Here is a 24,137-nt window from a genome sequence, read left to right on the forward strand (position 1 = left end):
CGCAGATCCGCAACAGTTCACCCCGCATCCGTGGAGCCATCGCGCCATGTTCAACCGCATTTTCCTGTTCCTGCTGACCAACGTTGCGGTGCTGATGCTCGCCGGCGTCGTGATGTCGGTGTTGGGCGTCAATCCCGCGCAAATGAGTGGTCTGTTGGTAATGGCCGCCATCTTCGGTTTCGGCGGCTCGTTCATTTCCTTGCTGCTATCCAAGTTCATGGCCAAGCGCAGCACTGGCGCGCAGGTCATCACCGAGCCGCGCACGCCCACCGAGCGCTGGTTGCTGGAGACCGTGCGCCGTCAGGCCCAGGCTGCCGGCATCGGCATGCCGGAAGTGGCGGTCTACGACGGCCCGGAGATCAATGCGTTCGCTACCGGCGCGAACCGCAACAACGCCCTGGTGGCGGTGTCTACCGGCCTGCTGCAGCACATGGACCAGGATGAAGCCGAGGCGGTGCTCGGCCACGAAATCGCCCACGTTGCTAATGGCGACATGGTTACCATGGCGCTGTTGCAGGGCGTGCTCAATACCTTCGTGATCGTGCTCGCACGCGTGGTCGGCGGCATCATCGACAGCGCCGTGTCGGGCAATCGCGACAGTGGCCGCGGCTTTGCGTACTACATCATCGTGTTCGTGCTGGAGATGGTGTTCGGCATGTTCGCGACCATGATTGCGATGTGGTTCTCGCGCCGTCGCGAATTCCGCGCCGACGCCGGCGGCGCGCAACTGGCTGGCCGCAGCAAGATGATCGCTGCGCTGGAGCGGTTGTCGCTCAATCATGGCCAGAACACTTTGCCTTCGCAGGTGCAGGCATTCGGCATTTCCGGCGGGGTGGGCGACGGCCTGCGCCGCCTGTTCCTGAGCCATCCGCCGTTGACCGAGCGCATCGCTGCACTGCGTGCCGCCAACGGCACTGCGATGTAAGTTGTCGAGTTGGTCGTCGCTTTTAGACAACAAAAAACCCGCGGAATGCGGGTTTTTTGTTGTCGCGCGATAGTGTGGAACGAGCGGAACGGTACCGGCTCAGCCGAACTCGTAGTTCATCAACGGCCCGGTCGGTGCCACGAAATCGCCCTGTACGTAATCCACGCCTGCAGTGAAGAAGCTGCTCATCGACTGCGCATCGGCGACGAATTCGGCCATTGTCAAAATGCCGGCCGGCTGCGCGCGCGAGGTGATCTCGCGGATCTTCTCCTGGCTTTCCCGGGCCGAGGCGATGTCGCCGGTGATGCCGCGATCCAGTTTGAGGAAGGCGGGCTGGAAATGCGCCAGCAACTGAAACGAATCCAGGCCCGACCCGAACTGTTCCAGCCCGACCTTGCAGCCCATCGCCGACACCGCGCTCAGGAACTGCTGCGCGTTGCGCAAATGGGTAAACACCTTCGACTCTGGCGTCTGCAGCCACAGCCGTTCACCGGGCACGCCGTACACGGCCAACTGCTCACGGATGGTGTCGATCATCTGCGGGTCGGAGAACGAATTGGGCCCGATGCGTACCAGCAGGTGCGTCTTGTGCCCGGCACGTTGCCGCTCGCCCAGTTGCCGGATCGCGCGCGCCACCACCCAGCGGTCGATCTCGGTGACCAGATCGTGCTCTTCGGCAATCGCCATGAACGCATTCGGCGACATCATTTCGCCATTGCGTTCCAGGCGCAGGAAGGCCTGATACAGCTCCAGCGGCTCGCCTTGTAGATTGAGCACCGGCTGGTAATACAGCACGAAGCCGTCGCCAACCAGGGCCTCGCGCAACTGCTTGACCCAGCGCTCTATCCGTTCTTCTTCCGCCCGATCGGCCGCGGCCGGGTCGTAGATGCTGATCGCATTGCCACCGAGCTCGGCGGTGGTGCGCACCGCTTCGGTGCCGCGATTGAGTACCTGACCAATACTGGCGATCTTTTCGCCAATCTGTACGCCGCCGATGCTGACCGTCACCGTGGCCGAACGCACGCCCACGCTGAAGACGTGCTGAGCGAACGCATCTCGCACGATTTCCGCCAGTGCGTGCGTGCGCGCGTAATTGCCGTTCATCAGTAGGGCGAAACTGTGTTCGCCGAAGCGTGCGGCAACCACGCTGTCGTCCAGCACGCTGGCGACATGCGCGGCGAGCGCGGCGATCAGTGCATCGGCCGAATCCAGGCCAAATTCCGGGAGGATGCGGGCGTAATGATCCGGCTCGATCAACAGGAAGCCCGACTGGCCTTCGCTACGACCGGCCTGCGCCACGGCCTGTTCCAGCGCCACCATGAAGGTAGGACGATTGAGTAGACCGGTGACCTGGTCGCGTTGACGCAGGTCTTCGACTTCGCGTGCCAATTCCGGGTCGAACTCCTCCCGGCGGCGGAACACCACCTGGATGCACGGCTCGCCTTCGTAGGTGGCGGTGGCAAATTCCATCGTGGCCGGGAAGGTGTCGCCTTCCACGCGGCGCGCGTCGAGTTTGTACTGCGCCGGCGGCGGCTCACCCTTGGACATCGCCTTGAGCAGCTGTTTGAAATCGTCGACGTACTGCGCGGCGATCATGTCCAGCAACGAGATGCCTTCGACATCGTCGAACGACTCGAAGCCGAACATTTCCAGATAGGCGTCATTGGCGCGGATGTGCATGCCTTCATGCACGTAGGCGATCGGGTCGCGCGAGGACGCGATGAGGGCGTCGCAGCGGCGCTCGGTTTCGCGCATCTGCGCTTCGATGCGGCGCAGCCCGCGACGGGCCTGCAGGTCGTTCCATTCCGAGCGCACCAGCGCGAGCAAGTGTGCGGGGCGGTTACGCAAGGCAATGGCACGCACGCCATGCGAAGCGGCCTCGACCAGGGCGTTCTCTTCGATTCGCTCGGCCAGCAAGATGACCGGTATGTCCTTGCCGCTGCCGGCGATCTGCGTCTGCAGGGCGCTCATGGGGATTTGCTGCGCCTGACCCAGGATGGCCAGATCGATCTGGCCCGACAGCATGTTGGCCAGTTCCTCCTGGTTTTGCGGCCGCGAAGGGCGCACCGCAATGCCGCCGTTACGCAGCGCGGTGACGATGGTCTCGGCACTCTCCACGCTGTCGTCGACGATCATCAGGCGGAGGGTGAGATCTTTGCCTTTTTGCATGTGCGGCTCCCTAGAGACGGGATTTAATACACCAAGGGGTTGGGCGCGTCCACGTGTGTGGAGCATGCCGCATCGAGTGTGAGATGTGGAGCAATATTTAAGGGTGAAATGTGTCGTTCGGAGAATGTCGACTGGGTTTGAATGCTTGCTGTTCATGCAGAGACGGCGTCTGTATTGCCGGCCCCGTTTTCGGTGAGTGACCGGCAACGCCTTGCCATCGGGGTTACGCCACGCTCCCCGCCGCATGGCCAGACGCCCACGCCCACTGGAAGTTGTAACCGCCTAGCCAGCCGGTGACGTCCAGCACCTCACCGACAAAATACAGGCCCGCCACCAAGCGCGACTCCATGCTCGCACTGGAGACCTGATTGGTATCGACCCCGCCCAGGGTGACTTCAGCCGTCCGGTAGCCTTCGGTGCCGCTGGCCACCAGCGCAAAGCTACCCAGCAACTCGGCAGCGGCCTGCAACTGCGGCGGATCCAGCTGGCGCACCGGCTTGTCCGGCAGCCACACCTCGCACAGGCGTTGTGCAAATCGTTTAGGCAGTACATCGGCCAACACGTTGCGCAGCTCGGTGGCACCGCGCTGCTGCTTTTGTTCGCGCAGCCATGCCGCTGCATCGTGACCGGGCAGCAGATCCAACCGCAGGTCGTCTCCGGGCTGCCAATACGAGGAGATCTGCAGAATCGCCGGGCCGCTGACGCCGCGGTGGGTGAGCAGCATGAAGTTGCGGAAGCTGACCCCGTTGCACTGCGCTTCGACCGGCAAGGCCAGCCCCGACAGCTCCTGCAAACGCTCCTGGTGCTTGCCGCTCAACGTGAGCGGTACCAGCCCGGCGCGCGTGGGCAGCAGCGCATGGCCGAATTGCTTGGCCAAGCTGTAGCCAAAGCCGCTGGCGCCCATGCTGGGAATCGACAGTCCGCCGGTGGCCACGATCAGCGATTGCGCCTGCACGCGGCCCTGGCTGGTCTGTACGTCAAATCCATCGCTGCTTCGCTGCATCGACAGCACCTCGCACTGGGTGCGGATCTGCACGCCGGCCGTGTCGCATTCGTCCAGCAGCATGCGCACGATCTGCTTGGACGAGATGTCGCAGAACAACTGGCCCAGCTCTTTCTCGTGATAGGCGATGGCATGCCGTTCGACCATCTCCACAAAATCTGCCGGGCTGTATCGCGCCAGCGCGGATTTGCAGAAGTGTCGATTGGCCGAAATGAAGTTGCCGGGCGTGGTGCCGGTGTTGGTGAAATTGCAGCGCCCGCCACCGGACATCAGGATTTTCTTGCCGACCTTGTTGGCATGATCGATCACCAGCACCTGGCGGCCGCGCCGGCCGGCAGTGAAAGCGCTCATCAGCCCGGCGGCGCCGGCACCGATGACCAGCACGTCGCAACGCATGCTCATTCGGCAGGAGCTTGCCGCACCATCTGTGTCAGGGTAACGCTACCGTGGTCGGCCAGCATCTGCACATCGCCGTCCTGAATGATCACGTCAAAGCGCATGCCGCGCTGGATCAGGGCGCCCAGTGCTTCGGTGGCCTGCGAGTCGAGCTCGATCACGCGCAGATTGCGGTGACGACCCATGGCATTGGCATGCTTCTTCCACCAGGTTTCGGTGGCCTGTCCGCCGTAGCCGATCACCACCGCCTCGCGCGACCGATTGCAGGCCTTGCGCACGCGGCTTTCGTCGGGCTGGCCGAGGTCGATCCACAGGTCGGGGGCGCCGGTGTAATCGCGGCGCCACAGGTCGGGTTCGTCGTCGTTGCTGAGACCACGGCCGAATTCCAGCCGGTCGTCGGCGAACAGCGCGAACGCCAGCAGCCGCACCATCAGGCGCTCGTCGGTCTCGGAAGGATGCTGGGCCAGGGTCAGCGAATGGTTGGCGTAATAGCCACGGTCCATGTCGCTTATCTGAAGTTCCGCCCTGCGGACGGTGGCGGTGAGTGCCATCAGGATGCCGATTGCAAAGGGGGCTTATGATACGCGCCTGGTCCATTCGTCGTACGTCATGTCGCCCGTGTCACAGCGGTGGGCGTGGTTGCGCGGCGAGCCAGCGATCCAACTGTGCGGCGAAGGCTTGGCGATCGCGCGCATGCAGGGCCGACGGTCCGCCGGTGGCGATGCCTGCACCGCGTAACTCTTCCATGAAGCCTCGGACTGACAGTCGCTCCTTGATGGTGTTGCTGGTGAACGGTTCGCCACGCGGGCCAACCGCGGTAGCGCCGGCTTCCAGTACGCGGGCTGCGAGCGGGATGTCCTGGGTGACGACCAGGTCGCCTGCAGCCACCCGTTCGGCGATCGCGTCGTCGGCTGCGTCCGGACCGCCTGGTACCTGGATGGCACGCACATGGGGCAGGGTGGGCGTGCTGAGAGAGTGGTTGGCGACCAGGGTCAGGGCGGTGCCGGTGCGCGCGGCGGCGCGGAACAGGATGTCGCGGATCACCGCCGGGCAGGCGTCGGCATCGACCCAGATCTGTGCAGGCTTGGGGGTGTGAAGCGGTTTCATCTGGTTATTTTCGATGGGGAGAGTCCTGACAGACAGTCGGATTTGGCCTGACTGCAAAAGATTTGACGCAGGGTGTCGCTTTTTGTCCAAAACACGAGTACTGTGCACGTACTGTGTTTGCAAGGGTCACCGTGAATCGTGGCCTGGTGCAGCCGGATCGTTACAGATCTTGCTTCATCGTTCCGCTTTACCAACGCCTGCAACTCAGTCTCAGCTCCGGCTTTTCGGATGCTGCGATTTATCCATCTATAGTTTCAGGAGTTAGTAAAATGTCAGAACGTATGAACGGTATTGTGAAGTGGTTTAACGATGCCAAGGGCTTCGGCTTCATCACCCCGGAAAGCGGCCCGGACCTGTTCGTGCACTTCCGTGCCATTCAGGGCACCGGCTTCAAGTCCCTGCAGGAAGGCCAGAAGGTCACCTTCGTCGCCGTGCAGGGCCAGAAGGGCATGCAGGCTGACCAGGTGCAGGCGGTCTAATCCGTCTGCAACCGTCAGGTTGCCAAAAACGCCGGTCGCGCAAGCGATCGGCGTTTTTTATTGCCTGAAAGAATGAGCGCGGTGACGGTCAAGCGTCCGCCTGGCGCCACTTGCGCAAAGCGATGACGCGTGGATCGGTAGGATGTGCGCTTTCCGCGCGCAGTCCTCCCATGATCACTGTTCACCATCTCAACAACTCCCGTTCCCAGCGCGTGCTGTGGCTGCTGGAAGAATTGGCGCTGCCGTATCAGATCGTGCGCCACGAGCGCGACCCCAAGACCATTTTGGCACCACCGGCCTTGCGTGCGATCCATCCACTCGGCAAATCGCCTTTGCTGGTCGATGGCGATCTGGTGGTGGCCGAATCCGGTGCGATCCTGGAGTACCTGACCGAGCGCTACGACACCGAATGTGCGCTGTCGCCGTCTCTGCGTCCGCTGGATTCGCCCGAGCGCCTGCAGTTCCGCTATTGGATGCATTACGCCGAAGGATCGGCGATGCCACCGTTGATGATGACGTTGATCTTCGGTCGCATCCGCCGTGCGCCTATGCCGTTCTTCGCCAAGCCCATCGCACGTGCGATCGTGGACAAGGCGATGGCTGGCTTCGTTGGTCCGCAGCTGTCGTTGCATCTGGACTGGATGGAACAGTCGCTGCAGTCCGGCAACTGGTTTGCTGGCGAACGCTTTACCGCCGCCGATATCCAGATGAGCTTTCCGGTACAGGCGGCTGCTGCACGCGGCGGCGGTCTGGAGAAATATCCGCTGTTGCGCGCGTTTCTGCAACGGGTCGAAGCGCGCCCTGCTTATCAGGCTGCGCTGAAGAAGGGCGGCCCGTTCGAGTTGATGGGAAGCAAGCCGGCGAAGTGATGGCTTCGGGATGCGAGTGAGGGTGGGCGGGACTGTATGTCGTCCGTCGCCTATCGCTACGACCCACCGCCTCTAACGGCGATGCATTCGCTACTCCCGCATCCCGAATTGCGACCCAGCGACCCCAACGTCGGCATCGCTGCCCACCAGTCGTTCGCAGCAGTCACTCAATACCCAGCTACGTCAGGGTGGATTGTACTTCAGTGCGCCCGACACTGGCGCACAAACTGCAGTGTGTCGCTCAGCACCTGCGAGCGCTCGGGCGGTTGACGCAACGCCAGGAGGATGCCGAGATGGCCAATGCCGGGGTAGACCTTCAATTCTGCGCTGTCGCCTCGGCGTTTCAGCGCTTGCTGCAGCGAGATGCTGTTTTGCAGTTCGACCACGCGGTCGGCATCGCCATGCAGCAGCAACATGGGCGGTTCGTCGCCGCCGACGTAACGCACCGGTTGCGATTGCCGTTGTGCGGCCGGCGCATCGCCGAAGATCTCGACCAATTCGGGATCGGTCATCGGCATGAAGTCGTAAGGCCCGGCAAGGCCCACCACGCCGCACAGCTGGTAGGGTTTGAGGCCTTGCGCCTGCAGCCAGCGGGCATCGGTGCCGAGTAGCGCGGCCATGTGCGCGCCGGCCGAATGGCCCATGACCGCCATCCGCTTAGGGTCGCCGCCGTACTCGTGCGCATGCCGGTAGCTCCATGCGGTGGCGCCCGCGGCGTCGGACATGAAGCCGTGCAGTCCGACCTGCGGATACTTGCGATAGTCGGCGACCATTGCCACCACGCCCCGGCGCGCGAGCGCGCGGCCGACCCAGCGATAATTGGCGCGCGAACCGCGCTTCCAGGTGCCGCCGTAGAAGAACACCACCACCGGTGCATCGACTGCGCCGCGCGGCTGGTACACATCCAGCGCAAGGCCGTGTGCGGGATCGAACACCTGATCGTGATGCTCGACGATGCCCGCCCGGCTGGAGGCGGCATTGATGCCGCCGAAGAAGACGCTGCTGCAGGCCGTCAGGGGCAACGAACCGAGCAGCAGGAGGGCAGGACGGAACCAGCGGGAGGCGCGCGAGGGCATGGGCAATATCGGCAGGATGGCGGGCAGGGTGATTGGTACCAGGCGCGTACGCAACGGGTCAGGCAAGCACAAACCGAGATGGCAGCGACCCGGCAACATGGTCGCCGTTATCGCCTGTATCTGGTCCGCAGCCGGCGGCTATTAGCGGCTATCGCACGTCGCAAGCATGTGCAGGACGAGCCCGCTCGGTGCAAGTCAGCCGAGTGAAGATACGGTGCGCAAGCGGCACCGGATGCGGCGCGACCCATGCCAGGTTCACCGCCGGTGGCCTAGGCTTGCCCGCATGACACAACTGCATTTCGATAACCGACTACGCCAGCAGCTGCCCGGCTATCAGGAGGAGGGGGCGCGCCGGCGCGAGGTGCGTGCAGCTTGGTCGGCCGTGATGCCGACACCGGTTGCCGCCCCGTATCTGATTGCGCATTCGGCGGAGATGGCGCATGTGCTGGGCCTGGATGCGTCCGAAGTAGCCAGTGCCGCGTTCGCCCAGGTGTTCGGCGGCAACGCGCTGTACCCAGGTATGCAGCCCTGGGCGGTCAATTACGGTGGTCACCAGTTCGGGCATTGGGCCGGCCAGCTCGGCGACGGGCGGGCGATCTCGCTGGGTGAGGCGATCGGCATTGATGGCGGGCGCTACGAATTGCAGCTCAAGGGCGCTGGCCCCACGCCTTATTCGCGCGGCGCCGATGGGCGTGCGGTATTGCGCTCATCCATCCGCGAATTTTTGTGCAGCGAGTCCATGCATCATCTGGGCGTTCCAACCACGCGTGCGTTGAGTTTGGTTGGCACCGGCGATGCGGTAGTGCGCGATATGTTCTACGACGGCCGCCCGCAACGCGAGCCGGGCGCGATCGTGTGCCGGGTGGCGCCATCGTTCATTCGCTTCGGCAACTTCGAGTTGCCTAGCGCACGCGGCGATAACGCATTGCTGCGGCAATGGGTGGATTTCACCATTGCCCGCGATTTCCCGGAGTTGGTCGGTACTGCTGAGGCGCTCTACGCCGACTGGTTCGCGCAGGTGTGCCAGCGGACCGCGGTGATGGTGGCGCACTGGATGCGGGTGGGGTTCGTGCATGGGGTGATGAATACCGACAACATGTCGATCCTGGGGTTGACCATCGATTACGGACCGTATGGCTGGGTCGACGACTACGACCCCGATTGGACGCCCAACACCACCGACGCGCAGGGTCGGCGCTATCGCTTCGGCACCCAGCCGCAGGTGGCGTACTGGAATCTTGGCCGGCTTGCCCAGGCGATGGCACCGTTGTTTGCCGACCAGGCGCCGCTGCAACAAGGGTTGAACCGCTTCCGCGATACCTATCTGGCCTGTGATCGGCGCGACACCGCCGCCAAGCTGGGGTTGGCCGAGTGTCGTGACGAGGATCTTGAGCTGATCGATGCGCTGCGCGCATTGATGCGCGACGCCGAGATGGATATGACGCTGACCTTCCGCGGCTTGATCGACCTGTCGCCTGTGCATCCGGACCCCGCACAGCTGCACGATGCCTTCTACGACGACCACAAGCGCGTGGCAAGTGCGTCGCAGTTGCAGGAGTGGTTACAGCGCTATGCCGCGCGCCTGCAGCAGGATGCGTTGTCGCCGGATGAGCGCCGCGCGTTGATGCGCCTGGCCAATCCGCGCTATGTGCTGCGCAACTACCTGGCGCAGCAGGCAATCGACCAGGCGGAGCAGGGCGACCCGTCGGGGGTGCAGGAGTTGCTGGAGGTCATGCGCCGCCCCTACGACGATCAGTCCGGGCGCGCGGCATTCGCGGCGCGGCGACCAGAGTGGGCGCGCGATCGCGCCGGCTGCTCGATGCTCTCGTGCAGTTCCTGACGCGCTCAGATGCAGGGATGCCGTAAAGCCGGCATCAACGGCGCGCGCAGCCTAGAATAGGGGTATCCCCACTGGCCACGACGCCGCAACTACCATCATGACTGACTGCAGCCGCTGCGCCGGCACCAACGCTTCCGGGCCCAACCATTGGTCGGAGCGAATCCGCGACATCGTCGATTTCCCCAAGCCTGGCATCGTCTTCAAGGACATCACGCCGCTGCTGTCGGATGGCCCGGATTTCGCCTCGGCGCTCGACGAAATGGCGCAGCCGTGGCGGACCACGCCGCTGGACGCCGTGCTCGGCATCGAGGCGCTTGGTTTCATTCTGGGTGCGGCATTGGCGCGCGAACTGCGCACTGGTTTCGTGCCGGTGCGCAAGCCGGGCAAGCTGCCTGGGCGCACGCTGATCCGGGAATATGCACTGGAATACGGCACCGATCGCATCGAAATGCACGAAGGCGCGTTGCCGCGCGGCGCGCGCGTATTGATCGTTGACGACGTACTGGCCACCGGCGGTACGTTGCGTGCGGCGCTGGGTCTGGCTGCGCAACTTGAGCTGGAGATCGTCGGCGCGGCGGTGCTGGTCGAGTTGCTGGCGCTACAGGGTCGCCAGAAATGGGCCGATGACGTGCCGCTACTGGCGACGCTTTCTTTTTGATTCGCGTGTTCTGCGGCGACCCTGGCTGCATGGAAGTGTGCGCATCCAGGTTTGCCGTGACTGAGAAAACACGCGGCCGGCATGACGCCGGCCGCGTCGTATTCAGAGCTTGCTGACCCGGAACCGGCGCCCCTTGATCTTGCCGGCGTGCAGATGTGCCAGCGCCTTGGCGACCTGCGCGCGCGCGATGGCGACGTAGGAGCGGGTGGGGTAGATGGCGATCTTGCCGATCGCCGCGCCCGAGAGTCCGGCTTCGCCGGTCAATGCACCGAGGATGTCGCCGGCACGCAGCTTGTCGGTCTTGCCGCCGTCGATGCGCAAGGTGGTCATTGCCGCCTGCGGCAGCTGCGCGGGGCGTGCGGTGGCCAGTGGTGCACGCGACCACTTCAAGGGCTGGCCTTGTTCGGCTTCCAGCGCTTGGGCGCGCGCGGTTTCACGCGGGGCGACCAGGCTTAATGCCAGCCCGTGCTTGCCTGCACGCGCGGTGCGGCCGATGCGATGGCGGTAGGTTTCGGTATCGGTGGGCAGCTCGTAATTGACCACGGCCGAGAGGTCTTCCACGTCCAATCCGCGTGCTGCCACGTCGCTGGCCACCAACACGTTGCAGCTGCGGTTGACGAAACGCACCAGCACCTCATCGCGGTCGCGCTGCTCCATGTCGCCGTGCAGGGCTAGCGCGGAGAAGCCGAACTCCTGCAGCGAGCCGGCCACTTCATCCACTTCCTTGCGGGTATTGCAGAACACCACGCTGGATTCGGGGGTGAAGCGCAGCAGCAAGCCGGCTACCGCTTTCTGCCGATAGGTGGGATCGACCTCGAAGAACTGCTGATCGATTTCCGGCGCGTTGTCGGCGCCTTCGACGGTGATTTCAATCGGGTCTTTCAGGATCTCGCGCGCCAGGGTGCGGATGATGTCGGGGAACGTGGCCGAAAACAGCAGGCTCTGGCGGTGTTTGTCGCAGCGGCTGGCAATCTCGCGGATGGGTTCTTCGAAGCCCATGTCGAGCATGCGGTCGGCCTCGTCCAGCACCAGGGTGCGCACGCCGCCCAGATGCAGGGCGCGTTTGCGCGCCAGCTCCTGGATGCGCCCGGGCGTACCGACCACCACGTGCGGGTCGTGCGCTTCCAGCGAGGCCAGCTGTGGGCCCAGCGGCATGCCGCCGGTGAGTACCACCAATTTCATGTTGGGGATGCCAGTGGCGAGTTTGCGCAGTTGCTTGCCGACCTGATCGGCCAGCTCGCGGGTGGGGCAGAGCACCAGCGCTTGCGCGCGGGTCAGTGCGGGGTCGAGCTTTTGCAGCAGGCCAAGCCCGAACGCGGCAGTCTTGCCGCTGCCGGTCGGCGCCTGCGCGATGACATCGAGCCCCCGCAGGATCGGCGGCAGGCTCTGCGCCTGGACGGGAGTCAGGACGGTGTAGCCCAGGGCGTCGATGCCGGGGGCCAGGGCCGGCGACAGCGGCAGCGCGGAGAATTCGTTCATGGCGCATTTTAGCCCGGGATTCGGAATTCGGGATTCGTCACTGCAACAGCCTGTGCTCTTGCCAATCCCCAATCCCGTACAATTGCGGCATGCCTTTAATCACTCTGCAAAGTGTCGACTACAGCGTCGGCGGCCCCTTGTTGCTGGAAAAAACCGACCTCACGATCGAGCCGTGCGAGCGTATCGCCTTGATCGGCCGCAACGGCGCCGGCAAATCGACCTTGATGAAATTGATCGCCGGCGAGCTCAAGCCCGACGATGGCGAAGTGCGCGTGCAACAGGGCGTGCGCATCGCGCGGCTGGAGCAGGAGGTGCCGCAGGGCACCGGCGGCAGCGTATTCGACGTGGTGGCCGATGGCTTGGGCGAATTGGGCCATTGGCTGGCCGAATTCCATCAGCTCAGCCACGCCGAGGTGTTCGACGGCGATGCGTTCGGCAAGGTGCAGGCCAAGATCGATGCGGCCGACGGTTGGGCGCTGGACCAGCGCGTGACCGAGACGTTGACCAAGCTGGAACTGGACGGCGATGCGGAGTTTGCGCGGCTGTCCGGCGGTATGAAGCGACGCGTGCTGTTGGCGCGTTCGCTGGTGTCCTCGCCCGATGTGCTGCTGCTGGACGAACCGACCAACCATCTGGATATTGAAGCCATCGATTGGCTGGAAACCTTCCTGAAGGGCTGGAGCGGCAGCGTGTTGTTCGTGACCCATGACCGCCGCTTCCTGCGCGCGTTGGCCACCCGCATCGTGGAAATCGATCGCGGCCAGGTCACCAGCTGGCCGGGCGACTGGGCCAACTACGAGCGCCGCCGCGAAGAACGGCTCAATGCGCAGGCGCAGGAAAATGCGCGCTTCGACAAATTGCTGGCGCAGGAAGAAATCTGGATCCGACAGGGTATCAAGGCACGTCGCACTCGCGACGAAGGCCGCGTGCGGCGCCTGGAATCGATGCGCAACGAGCGCGTGCAGCGCCGCGATCTCACCGGCAATGTGCGCATGGAAGTCTCGCAGGGCGAGTCGTCCGGCAAGAAGGTGATCGAGGCCAAGGAAGTCGGTTTCGCCTTCGGTGCGCGCACGATGGTCAAGGATTTTTCCACCACCATCCAGCGTGGCGACCGCATCGGGTTGATCGGCCCCAACGGCAGTGGCAAGACCACCTTGCTCAAGCTGTTGCTGGGCGATCTGCAGCCGCAGCAGGGCGAAATTCGCATCGGCACCAATCTGCAGATTGCGTATTTCGACCAATACCGTTCCACCCTGCGGGAAGATTGGAGCGCGATCGAAAACGTGGCCGAAGGCCGCGATTTTCTGGAGATCAACGGCAAGCGCAAGCATGTGCATGCCTATTTGCAAGATTTCCTGTTCACGCCCGAGCGCGCACGTGCCCCGATCACGCGCCTTTCCGGTGGCGAGCGCAATCGCCTGTTGCTGGCGCGCCTGTTCGCGCAGCCGTCCAACCTGTTGGTGATGGACGAACCGACCAACGATCTGGACGTGGAAACGCTGGAGCTGCTGGAAGAACTGCTGGGCGAGTACACCGGCACCTTGCTGCTGGTCAGCCACGACCGCGACTTTCTCGACAACGTGGTGACCTCCACGCTGGTGATGGAAGGCGATGGCCTGATCGGCGATTACATCGGCGGCTACAGCGATTCGCTGCGCCAACGCCGCACGCCGGTGGGCAATGCGATGGCGGTTGCCAAGGCCTCGGCTACTGCGGTGGCGACCGCCCCCGTGGCGGCTGCAGCAGCGTCGACGGACACCGCGCCCAAGCGCAAGCTCAGCTACAAGGATGCACGCGAGCTGGAGCAGTTGCCGGCCTTGATCGAGACACTGGAGCAGCAGGTTGCCGCGCTCACCGCGGCGATGAACGAGCCTGCCTTCTATCAGCGCGACAGTGCGGCGATGGCGGCCCACACCGCAGCGTTGGGCGATGCGCAGAAGCAACTGGATGCGGCGTACGCGCGCTGGAGCGAGCTGGATAGTTGAGAGTTGGCCGGCACGCGTGATGCGTGCTGGTCCCGTATTGTTCGCTGTAAGCAAGGTGATGATTGCGAGCCATGGCGGATGGATGCATACGGACGTGCGTGCGCAGCGATCCGTCGGCAGCGATCCGTTGTTTGTCGATTCCATCGCCGATCGCACTGCAAGCGCACAGTGCCTACGAAATTTTGCCCACGCTTATCAGGCCGGCGCGCAAGGCGTGCCTCACGCCATCGTGGCGGCAAGGCATGCTGCACCGTGACCGGACGCGCCTTGCAGAACTGCTGTGCAGTTGTGCCGTCAGCCGGCCTCGCAACGGCTAACAGAACGTCGCGCGCTGTCGTCAGTTGGGTGCGGACGGCGCGGAAGGACCGCAGTGGACGCGTGGGACATGCCGATTCCGAGCGCCGGCGGCACCTGCCAGGGGGCTGCGCGGCAGCCTTATGAGCTGCTCTTAATCGCAGGCGCTGGCTGGCGCAACGAACGCCGCAAAGGTCAGCCCGCGTGCTGCCCAGGCGTTGGCGACTTCATCGAGGATGTCCAGCAAGGTGTCGCGGTCGTTGGATGCGGTGCCTGCCAGCGCCTGCGCGCCATCGATGAGCAGTGCATAGCCTTGCGATGACGGCAGCCATGCCAGGTCGCGCAAGGCATCGCTGAGCGCGTCCCAGTTGCGGCCGAAGCTGGCCGGAAAATCCAGTTGCGTGGCCAGGCGCATCAGCAACATGCGTTTGTCGCTGCAGGTTGCCAGATCCACGCGCAGGATGCGCAAGCCGGCATCGCGTGCCAGTGCCGCCATCGTGTCCAGATCGTCGGTCTCGGCCTGATAGACGCCTGATTGCTGCGGATCGGACAGATCCAGTGCGAAGTCGCCTGCGCTCATGGTGCCTGATCCGGGGTGGCGCCATTGAAGGCTTTGAAGCTTTGGTAATGATCGTCGCTGTAGTACCACGCCTCGGGCGGGGTACCGCCGGTGACGATGCGGCGTGCGCCGCGATCCGGACTGCCGGGCGTATCCACGGTGTATTCGCGGTAATAACCACGCGGGCGCTCGGGCAGGCGATGCTCGCGGTTGCCGAACACGCCGCCGTCCTGTGGATGCGGGAACGGCCCGCCGTGCTGGATCAGCACGATCGCGGCCATCGCCTCGGTCGGCAGAAAGGCGGGCAGACGCGGCACCTCGCGCGTCGGTGCGGTCGCGGTGCTCGGTGCGTTGAGTTGCGGCGCGAACTGCGGCTTGGGCGTCTGCATTGCGCGCATGCCCCACAGCCCGGCGACGAGCAGCGCGATGGCGACAATGAGCAACGCGGGCTTACGCATGAAGACGGTCCGAAGAATGGCTACGGCAGAGCAAGTATGCCGATGCGTGACTGTGTCGACTTTGAACGTGGCCAAGCGCCAGCGCGGTTCACGCCCAAGTAACCGGGACATGGTGCAAGGTGTGCAGCCAACGACGCGCGGCATGAGATGGGATGAAGTTTCCCTGCCAGCACCCTTGGTAAGCGCTGCCGCCGTCCTTACCATCTACCACGCAACGCCCGGTCTTCGCCGGGCGGCAAGTCCAGGAGATACGCATGGCTTACACCCTTCCGCAGTTGCCCTACGCCTACGACGCGCTGGAACCGAACATCGATGCGCAGACGATGGAAATCCATCACACCAAGCATCATCAGACCTACATCAACAACGTCAATGCGGCGCTGGAAGGGACTGAGTACGCCGATCTGCCGATCGAAGAGCTGGTCTCCAAGCTGAAGAGCCTGCCGGAAAACCTGCAGGGCCCGGTGCGCAACAACGGTGGCGGCCACGCCAACCATTCGCTGTTCTGGACCGTGTTGTCGCCCAACGGCGGCGGCGAGCCCAAGGGCGAGGTCGCCAAGGCGATCGACAAGGACATCGGTGGGTTCGAGAAGTTCAAGGAAGCGTTCACCAAGGCCGCCGTCAGCCGTTTCGGCTCGGGTTGGGCATGGTTGAGCGTGACCCCGGACAAGAAGCTGGTGGTGGAAAGCACCGCCAACCAGGACAGCCCGCTGTTCGAAGGCAATACCCCGATCCTGGGCCTGGACGTGTGGGAACACGCGTATTATCTGAAGTATCAGAACCGCCGCCCGGAATACATCGGCGCGTTCTACAACGCCGTCAACTGGGAAGAAGTCGAGCGCCGCTACCACGCTGCGATCGCCTGAGTTCTGAGTCAGTGCGGTAACGCAAGAAGGCCGGGAGCGATCCCGGCCTTCTTTGTTGCTGCGATCTGATCTTCTTCACGGCGATGCGATAGCGCACGATGTGACGTGTCGGTCGCGCCGATGGCGCGCGCGACGAAGAGGGCCTTTCCTGAGCGTTATGCAACGCAAAAGGCCGGGTTTGATCCCGGCCCTTTGTCTGTGTGGTCCTGCTGCAGCGACATGCGTCGCGCATTCCGCCGTCAGGCGCGGCACTCAGAACGTGGCGTCGAACTCGCGCGCATAGCCGGTATTGACGATGACCTTCTGCAGCGCGTCGCTGATCTTGATGTTGCCGGCCACGATCTGCTGCGTCTGCGGGCCCATGTTGTCCATGCGCGGCGGAGTGGCGCCCTTGTAGTCGCAAACGCGGCCACCGGCCTCGCGCACCAGCAAAACGCCGGCAGCGATGTCCCAGGCTTTGACGCCTGCTTCGAAATAGGCGTCGGCGCGCCCGCAGGCCACATAGGCCAGGTCCAGCGCCGCCGAGCCGGTGCGACGCACGTCTTCGGCCTGCACCAGCAGCGCATCCACGCACTTGAGCTGCGCACTGGCGCGCGCACGTTCGCGCGGCGGGAAGCCGGTGTGGACCATCGCGCCTTCCAGGTCCTTGCGCTCGGCAATGCGGATGCGGCGGTCGTTGAGCACCGCGCCGACACCACGGCTGGCAGTGAACAGCTCATTGCGCAGCGGATCGAAAATCACCGCATCGATAGGTTCGCCGTTTTCCACCAGTGCGATGGAAACGCAGTAGTGCGGAAAGCCGCGCAGATAGTTGCTGGTGCCGTCCAGCGGATCGATCACCCAGGTGTAGCGGCCACTCTTGCCGCCCTGCACGCCGCCTTCTTCGCCAAATACGGCGTATTCGGGATAGCCGCGCTTGAGTTCCTTGATGATGACCTTCTCGGCGTCGGCATCGACTTCGCTGGCATAGTCCATGCGGCCTTTCTGCACCACGTTGAGCGCATCGAGCTTGTTGATACCGCGCAACAGCACATTGCCGGCGAGGCGGGCGGCTTTGACCATGACGGTGACGGCGGGTTTCTGCATGGTTAAAGCTCCCGTGAAGGCAGAATCGGACAATGGCGAAGTTATAAAGAGCGCTCCGGCGCGAAAGCCGGCCGCGCAGTTTACCATCTACGGCCAAACAGCTCTCCAATCTCCGTTCATGTCCGTCAGTCAGTGCATCCGTTTTGTTCTTGTCGGTACCCAGCATCCTGGCAACATTGGCGCCGCCGCGCGTGCGATGAAGACCATGGGGGTCTCGCGCCTGGTGCTGGTGGCGCCGGAGCGAGCACTCGATGAAGACGCCTACCGGCGTTCGGCTGGTGCCGAAGACGTGCTGAGCGAAGCGCCGATCTTCGCGACATTGGGCGAAGCGGTGGCCGACTGCACCCTGGTGATTGGCTGCACCGCGCGCGCGCGCCGGGTGGCGCTGGAGGAACTGCTGCCCGACGAGGGCGCACAGCGCGCCCTGGCCAAGGCGAGCGAGCCAGCCGAGGTGGCCTTCGTGTTCGGCCGTGAGCGCACCGGTCTAACCAACGACGAGCTGCAGCTGTGCCATGCCGCAGTGCATATACCGTCGGACCCGCAGTTCAGTTCGCTCAATCTGGCCGCAGCCGTGCAGGTGCTGGCGTATGAGGTGCGGCTGGCGCAGTTGGCGGCAGGCGAGGCCGAACCGGCGCCGGCCGCCGCTACCGGCTTGCGCGACGGGCCGGCCAGCCACGCGCAGTTGGAAGGCATGTTCGGTCAGTTGGGCGACACGCTGGACGAGATCGACTTCCACAAGGGCCGTGCGCCGGAGTCGGCGATGCGCAAGTTGCGCCGCTTGTTGCTGCGCGCTGAGATGACCGAGCAGGAGGTGCGGCTGATCCGCGGCATCCTGTCCGATGCGCAGCGCATGGCCATGCTTGCCAGGCAGGCCGAAAACTGACGTCTGTCACATCTTCGAAGATTCGGCTAGGCTGTCCGCGGCTCTAGTGGAGTGTTCGTTTTGCGCGGTCTACGATGGTGTCTGATTGCCTGCTGGCTGATCGCCGGGGCAGGCTTGGCTGCGACGGTTTCGGCAGCGCATTCCTCGGTCCTGGTGCTTGGACGGATCAGCGATGATCCAGCCACCCATTACGAGCAGCTCAAGCCCCTGCTGGATTACGTGGTGCCGCGCATGCGCGAAGTGGGAATCCGTCGTGGCGAGATCCTGATGGCGCCGGACGCGCGCCAGATGTCCAGCTATCTGCGGCGCGGCCGGGTCGATTGGGTCAGCGAAACCACCGGTGCGGCGATGCTGCTGGAGCAGAGCGGCGGCGCGCATCCCTTGGTGATGACCGAGCGTGGCGGTCTGCGCGACTTCCACACGCTCTTCTTCGTGCGTCGCGACAGCCCGATCCAGTCGCTCGCGCAGTTGCGTGGCCACACCCTGGCATTGCAGAACGCCTCGTCCACCAGCGGCTATCTGCTGCCGATGCTCGAACTGCTGCGCAACGGCATTGCGTGCGATGTGCTGCTGTCGGCGGACGACGCCCCGGCGCGCGGATCGGCCGGCTATTTGATGGTCGGTTCCAAATTGAACGTTGCCGCGTTCGTGCACAAACGCCTGATCGACGTGGGCGCACTCAGTAATGTGGATTGGGACGACGAACGCCACATGCCAGTGGTGTTCAAGCGCGACTTCCGCATCGTGCACCGCACGGCGCCGGTGCCGCGCGCGGTGGAAATGGTGCGCGCGGGCATGGACCCGGCGGTGGAGCAGCGCCTGCGTGTGGTGTTGCTGCAGGCTGCCTCCGATCCCAGGGCGGCGCCTGCATTGAAACGTTTCTTCGACACCACCGGGTTCCGACCGCTGGATCCCACCAGCCGCCGCCGTCTTCAGGAGCTGAGTGCCGGCGTGCAACGCGTCAGGGAACAGGTGGAATGACTCAGCTGCGCTTTGGCTTGCAGGCACGCTTTCTGTTGGTGATGGCGCTGACGCTGTTACTGGTCGGGACGATTCTGGCCTCGCTGTTGCAGCGACAAAGCGCCATGCAGCGCGAGGTGCGCGGGTTGAGTGCGCAGATCCTGCATGAGCTATTCGACCGTAGCCTGCGCACGCGCGGCGAAACGCTGGCGACCGAACTGGCCTCCGGGCTGGCCAATCCCGTGTATTACTCGGACCTGGGCGCGGTGGGCGCGCTGGTGCGCAATGCCATGCGCCAGCAGGTGGTGAGCTATGTGCTGGTATTCGACCGCCATGGCCGGCTGGTGCACGACGGCACGCCGACCTTGCAGCGCTACGGGCAGGCCATGACCGATCCGCTCGCGGCCAAGGCGCTGGCGGCGCAGAAAATGGTGTTGCAGTACTCGCCGGAGGTGCTGGATGTCACGGTGCCGATCAAGATCGGCGACCAGCGCATCGGCGGCGTGCGGGTGGGCATGTCGCGCGAGCGGGTGCGCAAGATCGAGTCCGGCGCCAATCTGACGTTGGTGCAAAACCTCAACGCCATCGGCAAGCGCGATCTGGGCTGGCTGCTGGTGCTGCTGGCCGCGCTGGTGGGGCTGGGTGTCTTGCTGGCCATTTATGTGCAGCGCACGCTGGTGGCGCCGGTGCGGCTGCTGGCGGCTGCGGCCAAGCAGATCGAACGTGGTGATTACGCAGTACAGCTGCCGCCGCACCCGCGTAACGACGAGATCGGCGAGCTGATTTCCGCGTTCGGGCGTATGAGCGAAAGCATCGCCCGCCACGACCGCGAAGTGCGGCACATGGCCTACACCGACGCACTGACCGGGCTGACCAACCGCCTGGGCTTCCGCGAAGGGCTGGATCATCTGCTCAACACCGCCCGCAGCACCGGCAGCAAGCTGGCACTGCTGTTCGCCGATATCGACGACTTCAAACGCGTCAACGACACGCTCGGCCACGAAGCCGGCGACGAAGCCTTGCTGCAGTTCGCCAGCCGCATCAGCCGCGCGGTGGCTGCGTTGGGCGACGACGATGCGATTCTGGCGCGTTTCGGTGGCGATGAGTTCGTGATGCTGTTGCAGAGCGGCGACGTCAGCTTGCTGGCCGCGCAGTTGGCCGAGCGCCTGGTGCATGAGCTGAGCCGGCCGTTGAACGTGCAGGGCCGCGAGGTGTTCCTGGGCACTTCGATCGGCATCACGCTGTTCCCGGACGATGCCCGCGATGCCACCGCGCTGCTGAAGAATGGCGACATCGCGATGTACCAGGCCAAGGTAGCCGGAAAGAATTGCCATCGCTTCTACAGCCGCGCTGCCGATCATGCCGTCGAGCGCCGCGTGCGCATGGAGCACGAGTTGCGCGGGGCCTGGGAACGCGACGAGCTGCTGCTGGTCTATCAGCCGATCTATCGCACAAGCGACCGCGTGCTGGTGGGCGTGGAAGTGCTGTTGCGCTGGCAGCATCCGACACTCGGGACGATTGCACCGTCTACGTTTATCGATATTGCCGAGCAGAGCGGCCTGATCGAAGTGATCGGCCCCAAGGTGCTGCGCGCAGCATGCCTGGAGGCGGCGCAATGGCCGTTGGTGGGCGAAGGCCTGTTTGTGTCAGTCAATGTGTCCCCGCGGCAGTTGCGCAGTGGCGATTTGATCGACACCGTGGCCCAATGCCTGGCCGAGTCGGGATTGCCGGCCGCGCGCCTGCATCTGGAACTCACCGAGACCGCGGTGATCGGCGACGAAATGATGGCCGCCCGCTTGCTTGATCAACTGCACCGCACCGGCGTGAAGGTGTGGCTGGACGACTTCGGCACCGGCTTCTCCGGCCTGAGCCATTTGCGCCAGGTGCCGGTGGACGGGGTCAAGATCGACAAGAGTTTCATCGCCGACCTGCAGCGCGACCCGGACGATTTGGCCCTGACCACTGCGATCATCAACATGGCGCATTCGCTGGGAATTACCGTCGTTGCCGAAGGCATCGAGCAGGAAGCGCAATTCAATCTGCTACGCGAGCGCGGCTGCGATCTGGGTCAGGGTTACTGGTTCAGCCGGCCATTGAGCCCGGCCGATATGGTCAAGCTGATCGCAGCAGGCTGAGTGCCGTCGGAGCGCGTCTGAGCGCAACGTGCGTTATTGGTAAGGCTCCACGCGCCCGGGTGCGCTCCTGCAAAGAGCGTGTCTGGGTCATCATCGGGGACTTCGCGCAGTGCCGGGTAACAGCGTAGGAGCGCTCCTGGGCGCGATTGGGCGTTACCGGTAAAGCTTCATCGCGCCCGGGCGCGCTCCTGCGACGGATTACGCTGAGGTCAGGGCGGTTACAGCGGCCGTTTGCCGGTATCGCCGGGAATTTCGCGCACCAGGCGCGGCACCAGATAGCCGGACAGGCGCGTGGCCAGTTCGGTATGCAGCGCGCGTGCGCGGGCATCGTCCACTTCGAAATGCGCCACGCCAGCGACGCGGTCGAGCTGATGCAGGTAATAGGGCAGTACGCCGGCAGCGAAGCTGCGCTCGCTCAATGCCGCCAGCGCGTCCACGCTGTCGTTGACCCCGCCCAGCAGCACAGCCTGGTTGAGGAGTTGCGCGCCGGTGTCGCGCAGCGCGTGCATGGCCATGTCCACTGCGGAGTCGAATTCATTGGCGTGGTTGGCATGCAGCACGAACGCCGCTGGCCACGGCAGGCTGCGCAGCCAGGCCAGCAGTGGTGCGTCCACGCGCTCGGGCAATACGATCGGCAGGCGGCTGTGGATGCGCAGGCGTTTGAGGTGCGGGATCGCTGCCAGTGCGTCGGTAAGTTCGGCCAGCTTGGGCGTGGCCAGCGAGAGCGGGTCGCCGCCGGAGAGCAGCACTTCGTCGATGCCGGGGGCGGCGGCGATCGCGGCCACCGCCTCACGCCAGCCATCGCGCGCAGCGGTCTCTTCGGCATACGGGAAGTGGCGGCGGAAGCAGTAGCGGCAATGCACGGCGCAGCTGCCGGTGGCGATCAGCAGGGCGCGGCCGCGGTACTTCTGGATCACACCGGCGGCAGTCTTGGCGGCGGCATCGCCCACCGCGTCCAGGCCGAAGCCCGGCACGGGCTGCATTTCCGCATCCAGCGGCAGCACCTGGCGCAGCAGCGGGTCGTGGAGGTCGCCGTGGCGCATCCGCGCCACAAACGCGCGCGGCACCCGCAGCGGAAACTGCGCAGCGGCAGCGTCGCTGATCGCCGCCGCCTGCGCATCCAGGCCCAACAGCTCCAGCAGCACGCGTGGGTCGCGCACGGCGTCGCGCCACTGCTGCTGCCAGCGCGATGGCTGCAGGGCAGGGGGCGGGGATGGCTGTAAGGCGCGGGGGGCTGCGGTTATCATGTGAGGTCACAAAACCAATGCCCGCCGGTTGCGGCGGGCGCCCCATTCTAATCCGACCTGCCACCGCATGGCGGGTCGTGGTCTTATCGAGGAGCTGCACCATGGCCACTGTTGGCATGAACGACGTCAAGAACGGCATGAAGATCCTGGTCAACAACGAGCCGGCGGTCATCACCGAGACCGAATACGTCAAGCCGGGCAAGGGCCAGGCCTTCACCCGCATGAAGTACCGCTTCATCAAGTCCGGGCGCGTGGTCGAAATGACCATGAAGGCGACCGACGACGTGGAAGTGGCCGATGTCGTCGATACCGACATGCGCTACCTGTACAGCGATGGCGAGTACTGGCACTTCATGGACCCGGAAACCTTCGAGCAGGTGCAGACCGACAAGGCCGGCATGGGCGGCGCCGACAAGTGGCTGAAGGGCGAGGAAGACTGCATCGTGACGTTGTGGAACGGTGCGCCGATCTGGGTGCAGCCGCCGAATTTCGTCGAACTCAAGATCACCGAGACCGACCCGGGCGTGCGCGGCGATACCTCCGGTGGTGGCGGCAAGCCGGCCACGCTGGAAACCGGCGCAGTGGTGCGCGTGCCGCTGTTCGTCAACCAGGACGAAATCATCAAGGTCGACACCCGTTCGGGCGAATACTCGGCGCGCGTCAAGTAATTAAGATGCGCCTGGGACGCCGGTCCGGCCGAGCAGTACGCAGTGCCAGTGTCATGGCGGGAGGAGCAGATGACAGAACGACTGCGCCGCTGCCAGGCTTGGGCGGCCGGTGTTTGGAATCTGCGTGTGCCACGCCTGCACCGCCGGTCCCGTGCGCCATTCGTACGCACCTGACGGCTGCTCGCTTCGCGTTGCTGGCTGGGCTGAGCGGCACGCTTGCGGCGTGCCAGGTGTTTGCGCAAACCGCTGCCACTGCTGCCTGTGATGCGCAGAGCGTGGCGGCGGTTGCAGCGGTTGCGACTTCCGGCGGAGCGGGCGGCACCGCCGAGGCGGTGCCGGTCGCGCGTGTCGTGGCACAGACCTGCAAGCCGTGGCCGTACGATCCAGCGATACGGCTGGCAGCGGTTGCATTTGCTGCCGATGCCACCACCGAGGCTGGCGAGCGCAACCTTGAATTGCGCGTTGCCATGCTCGATGCCGGCACTCATAAGGTCGTGGCGTTGTATGCGCAGGACATGGGTGAGGATGCCGGCTTCGAACTTGCTGCCGACAGTCTGCGCCTGGATACCGCGCGCTATGACCTGGCGCAGGGCGTACGCGCAATTGGCGTTGTGGTGCATAGCGTTGCGCGCGGCCCTAGTTGCCCGGATTTCGACAGCAACGACGCACTGACCTTGCTGGTGCGCGAAGGGCGTCGGTTGCGCCCGGTGCTGCAGCGGAATCTGACTGTCTGGCAGCGGGTGAAAGGCGAGCCTTGCAACTGGGGCGCGACAGGTGTGGTGACCGAGCGCGGCACGCTCACACTGTCGATGGACACGCCCATCCATGCCGGCTACGCCGACATCGCGCTGACTGCCAACTTGGTGACCTCCACCACCGTCAAGGATGCGGTCGACACCGAACGCACGCGCCGCCGACGTCAGGTGCTGCGCTACGACGGCACGCGGTATGTGCCTGTGTCACGCTCCGACGACTCCTGGCCGTTCGGCAACTAA

General features: G+C 64.5%; 22 protein-coding genes and 1 other RNA gene. 12 read left to right on the forward strand and 11 right to left on the reverse strand.

Annotated features, from left to right (window positions below; all coding sequences use genetic code 11):
- Nucleotides 1-46 precede the first annotated feature (46 nt).
- The gene (htpX, locus tag WJW29_RS13720) at nt 47-925 is read left to right on the forward strand and encodes a protease HtpX (RefSeq protein ID WP_011259328.1); all 879 of its coding nucleotides are present in this window, start codon (nt 47-49) and stop codon (nt 923-925) included.
- 99 nt (nt 926-1,024) lie between these two features.
- Here the strand turns inward: htpX and WJW29_RS13725 are convergent, their stop codons facing one another.
- The 4 genes from WJW29_RS13725 to WJW29_RS13740 form a co-directional block, all read right to left on the reverse strand.
- A complete protein-coding gene (locus tag WJW29_RS13725) occupies nt 1,025-3,094 on the reverse strand; it encodes an EAL domain-containing protein (protein ID WP_012444707.1) in 2,070 nt (689 codons plus the stop codon).
- Between the two features lie 223 nt (nt 3,095-3,317).
- Nucleotides 3,318-4,499 (reverse strand): NAD(P)/FAD-dependent oxidoreductase, encoded by a 1,182-nt coding sequence (locus tag WJW29_RS13730; RefSeq protein WP_011259326.1) that lies wholly within the window; start codon nt 4,497-4,499, stop codon nt 3,318-3,320.
- The gene (locus WJW29_RS13735; protein ID WP_011259325.1) at nt 4,496-5,044 is read right to left on the reverse strand and encodes a YaeQ family protein; all 549 of its coding nucleotides are present in this window, start codon (nt 5,042-5,044) and stop codon (nt 4,496-4,498) included. The genes WJW29_RS13730 and WJW29_RS13735 overlap by 4 nt, the downstream gene beginning before the upstream one ends.
- Before the next feature lie 70 nt (nt 5,045-5,114).
- Entirely contained in the window at nt 5,115-5,600 is a 486-nt protein-coding gene (locus tag WJW29_RS13740; protein WP_011408745.1) for a YaiI/YqxD family protein, read from the reverse strand.
- A 269-nt stretch (nt 5,601-5,869) separates the two neighbouring features.
- On the opposite strand from WJW29_RS13740, the gene WJW29_RS13745 reads away from it, so the two are divergent.
- Both WJW29_RS13745 and WJW29_RS13750 read left to right on the forward strand, forming a co-directional pair.
- Entirely contained in the window at nt 5,870-6,079 is a 210-nt protein-coding gene (locus tag WJW29_RS13745; protein ID WP_011408744.1) for a cold-shock protein, read from the forward strand.
- A gap of 170 nt (nt 6,080-6,249) precedes the next feature.
- The gene (locus WJW29_RS13750) at nt 6,250-6,948 is read left to right on the forward strand and encodes a glutathione S-transferase (RefSeq protein WP_113084387.1); all 699 of its coding nucleotides are present in this window, start codon (nt 6,250-6,252) and stop codon (nt 6,946-6,948) included.
- Nucleotides 6,949-7,148: 200 nt separating this feature from the next.
- Here the strand turns inward: WJW29_RS13750 and WJW29_RS13755 are convergent, their stop codons facing one another.
- Entirely contained in the window at nt 7,149-8,024 is an 876-nt protein-coding gene (locus WJW29_RS13755; RefSeq protein ID WP_041182161.1) for an alpha/beta hydrolase, read from the reverse strand.
- Nucleotides 8,025-8,307: 283 nt separating this feature from the next.
- Between WJW29_RS13755 and WJW29_RS13760 the strand changes: the two genes are divergently transcribed.
- Nucleotides 8,308-9,864, forward strand: a complete 1,557-nt coding sequence (locus tag WJW29_RS13760; RefSeq protein WP_011408741.1) for a protein adenylyltransferase SelO — start codon at nt 8,308-8,310, stop codon at nt 9,862-9,864.
- 97 nt (nt 9,865-9,961) lie between these two features.
- Entirely contained in the window at nt 9,962-10,522 is a 561-nt protein-coding gene (locus WJW29_RS13765; RefSeq protein ID WP_011259319.1) for an adenine phosphoribosyltransferase, read from the forward strand.
- Nucleotides 10,523-10,624: 102 nt separating this feature from the next.
- Here WJW29_RS13765 and dbpA read toward each other — a convergent pair whose 3' ends face one another.
- Nucleotides 10,625-12,001 (reverse strand): ATP-dependent RNA helicase DbpA, encoded by a 1,377-nt coding sequence (gene dbpA / locus WJW29_RS13770; RefSeq protein ID WP_011259318.1) that lies wholly within the window; start codon nt 11,999-12,001, stop codon nt 10,625-10,627.
- Between the two features lie 89 nt (nt 12,002-12,090).
- On the opposite strand from dbpA, the gene WJW29_RS13775 reads away from it, so the two are divergent.
- Complete coding sequence (locus WJW29_RS13775; protein WP_011259317.1) at nt 12,091-13,986, forward strand: ATP-binding cassette domain-containing protein; 1,896 nt, start codon at nt 12,091-12,093, stop codon at nt 13,984-13,986.
- Nucleotides 13,987-14,297: 311 nt separating this feature from the next.
- On the opposite strand, the gene WJW29_RS13780 is transcribed toward WJW29_RS13775, so the two are convergent.
- The 3 genes from WJW29_RS13780 to WJW29_RS13790 form a co-directional block, all read right to left on the reverse strand.
- Nucleotides 14,298-14,373, reverse strand: a non-coding RNA gene (locus WJW29_RS13780) — sX9 sRNA.
- Nucleotides 14,374-14,434: 61 nt separating this feature from the next.
- Nucleotides 14,435-14,860 carry a barstar family protein gene (locus WJW29_RS13785; protein ID WP_011259316.1) on the reverse strand — a complete coding sequence of 142 codons (426 nt, stop codon included), beginning with the start codon at nt 14,858-14,860 and terminating at the stop codon, nt 14,435-14,437.
- Nucleotides 14,857-15,297: a ribonuclease domain-containing protein gene (locus tag WJW29_RS13790; protein ID WP_011259315.1), complete on the reverse strand. Its 441-nt coding sequence runs from the start codon at nt 15,295-15,297 to the stop codon at nt 14,857-14,859. The genes WJW29_RS13785 and WJW29_RS13790 overlap by 4 nt, the downstream gene beginning before the upstream one ends.
- A 254-nt stretch (nt 15,298-15,551) precedes the next feature.
- On the opposite strand from WJW29_RS13790, the gene WJW29_RS13795 reads away from it, so the two are divergent.
- Entirely contained in the window at nt 15,552-16,163 is a 612-nt protein-coding gene (locus WJW29_RS13795) for a superoxide dismutase (RefSeq protein WP_011259314.1), read from the forward strand.
- 252 nt (nt 16,164-16,415) lie between these two features.
- Here the strand turns inward: WJW29_RS13795 and WJW29_RS13800 are convergent, their stop codons facing one another.
- The gene (locus tag WJW29_RS13800) at nt 16,416-17,249 is read right to left on the reverse strand and encodes an inositol monophosphatase family protein (RefSeq protein WP_011408740.1); all 834 of its coding nucleotides are present in this window, start codon (nt 17,247-17,249) and stop codon (nt 16,416-16,418) included.
- Between the two features lie 118 nt (nt 17,250-17,367).
- Here WJW29_RS13800 and WJW29_RS13805 point away from each other — a divergent pair, with 118 nt between their 5' ends.
- The 3 genes from WJW29_RS13805 to WJW29_RS13815 are packed head-to-tail and all read left to right on the forward strand — an operon-like array spanning nt 17,368 to nt 21,227.
- A complete protein-coding gene (locus tag WJW29_RS13805; RefSeq protein WP_011408739.1) occupies nt 17,368-18,132 on the forward strand; it encodes an RNA methyltransferase in 765 nt (254 codons plus the stop codon).
- Between the two features lie 51 nt (nt 18,133-18,183).
- Entirely contained in the window at nt 18,184-19,113 is a 930-nt protein-coding gene (locus WJW29_RS13810; protein ID WP_011259311.1) for a phosphate/phosphite/phosphonate ABC transporter substrate-binding protein, read from the forward strand.
- A complete protein-coding gene (locus WJW29_RS13815; protein WP_011259310.1) occupies nt 19,110-21,227 on the forward strand; it encodes an EAL domain-containing protein in 2,118 nt (705 codons plus the stop codon). The genes WJW29_RS13810 and WJW29_RS13815 overlap by 4 nt, the downstream gene beginning before the upstream one ends.
- A 218-nt stretch (nt 21,228-21,445) precedes the next feature.
- Here the strand turns inward: WJW29_RS13815 and epmB are convergent, their stop codons facing one another.
- A complete protein-coding gene (epmB, locus tag WJW29_RS13820; RefSeq protein ID WP_075239847.1) occupies nt 21,446-22,474 on the reverse strand; it encodes an EF-P beta-lysylation protein EpmB in 1,029 nt (342 codons plus the stop codon).
- Nucleotides 22,475-22,575: 101 nt separating this feature from the next.
- Between epmB and efp the strand changes: the two genes are divergently transcribed.
- Both efp and WJW29_RS13830 read left to right on the forward strand, forming a co-directional pair.
- A complete protein-coding gene (gene efp / locus WJW29_RS13825; RefSeq protein ID WP_002802373.1) occupies nt 22,576-23,142 on the forward strand; it encodes an elongation factor P in 567 nt (188 codons plus the stop codon).
- Between the two features lie 191 nt (nt 23,143-23,333).
- A complete protein-coding gene (locus WJW29_RS13830; protein ID WP_041182450.1) occupies nt 23,334-24,137 on the forward strand; it encodes a hypothetical protein in 804 nt (267 codons plus the stop codon).

This window comes from Xanthomonas sp. JL1, assembly GCF_038405005.1.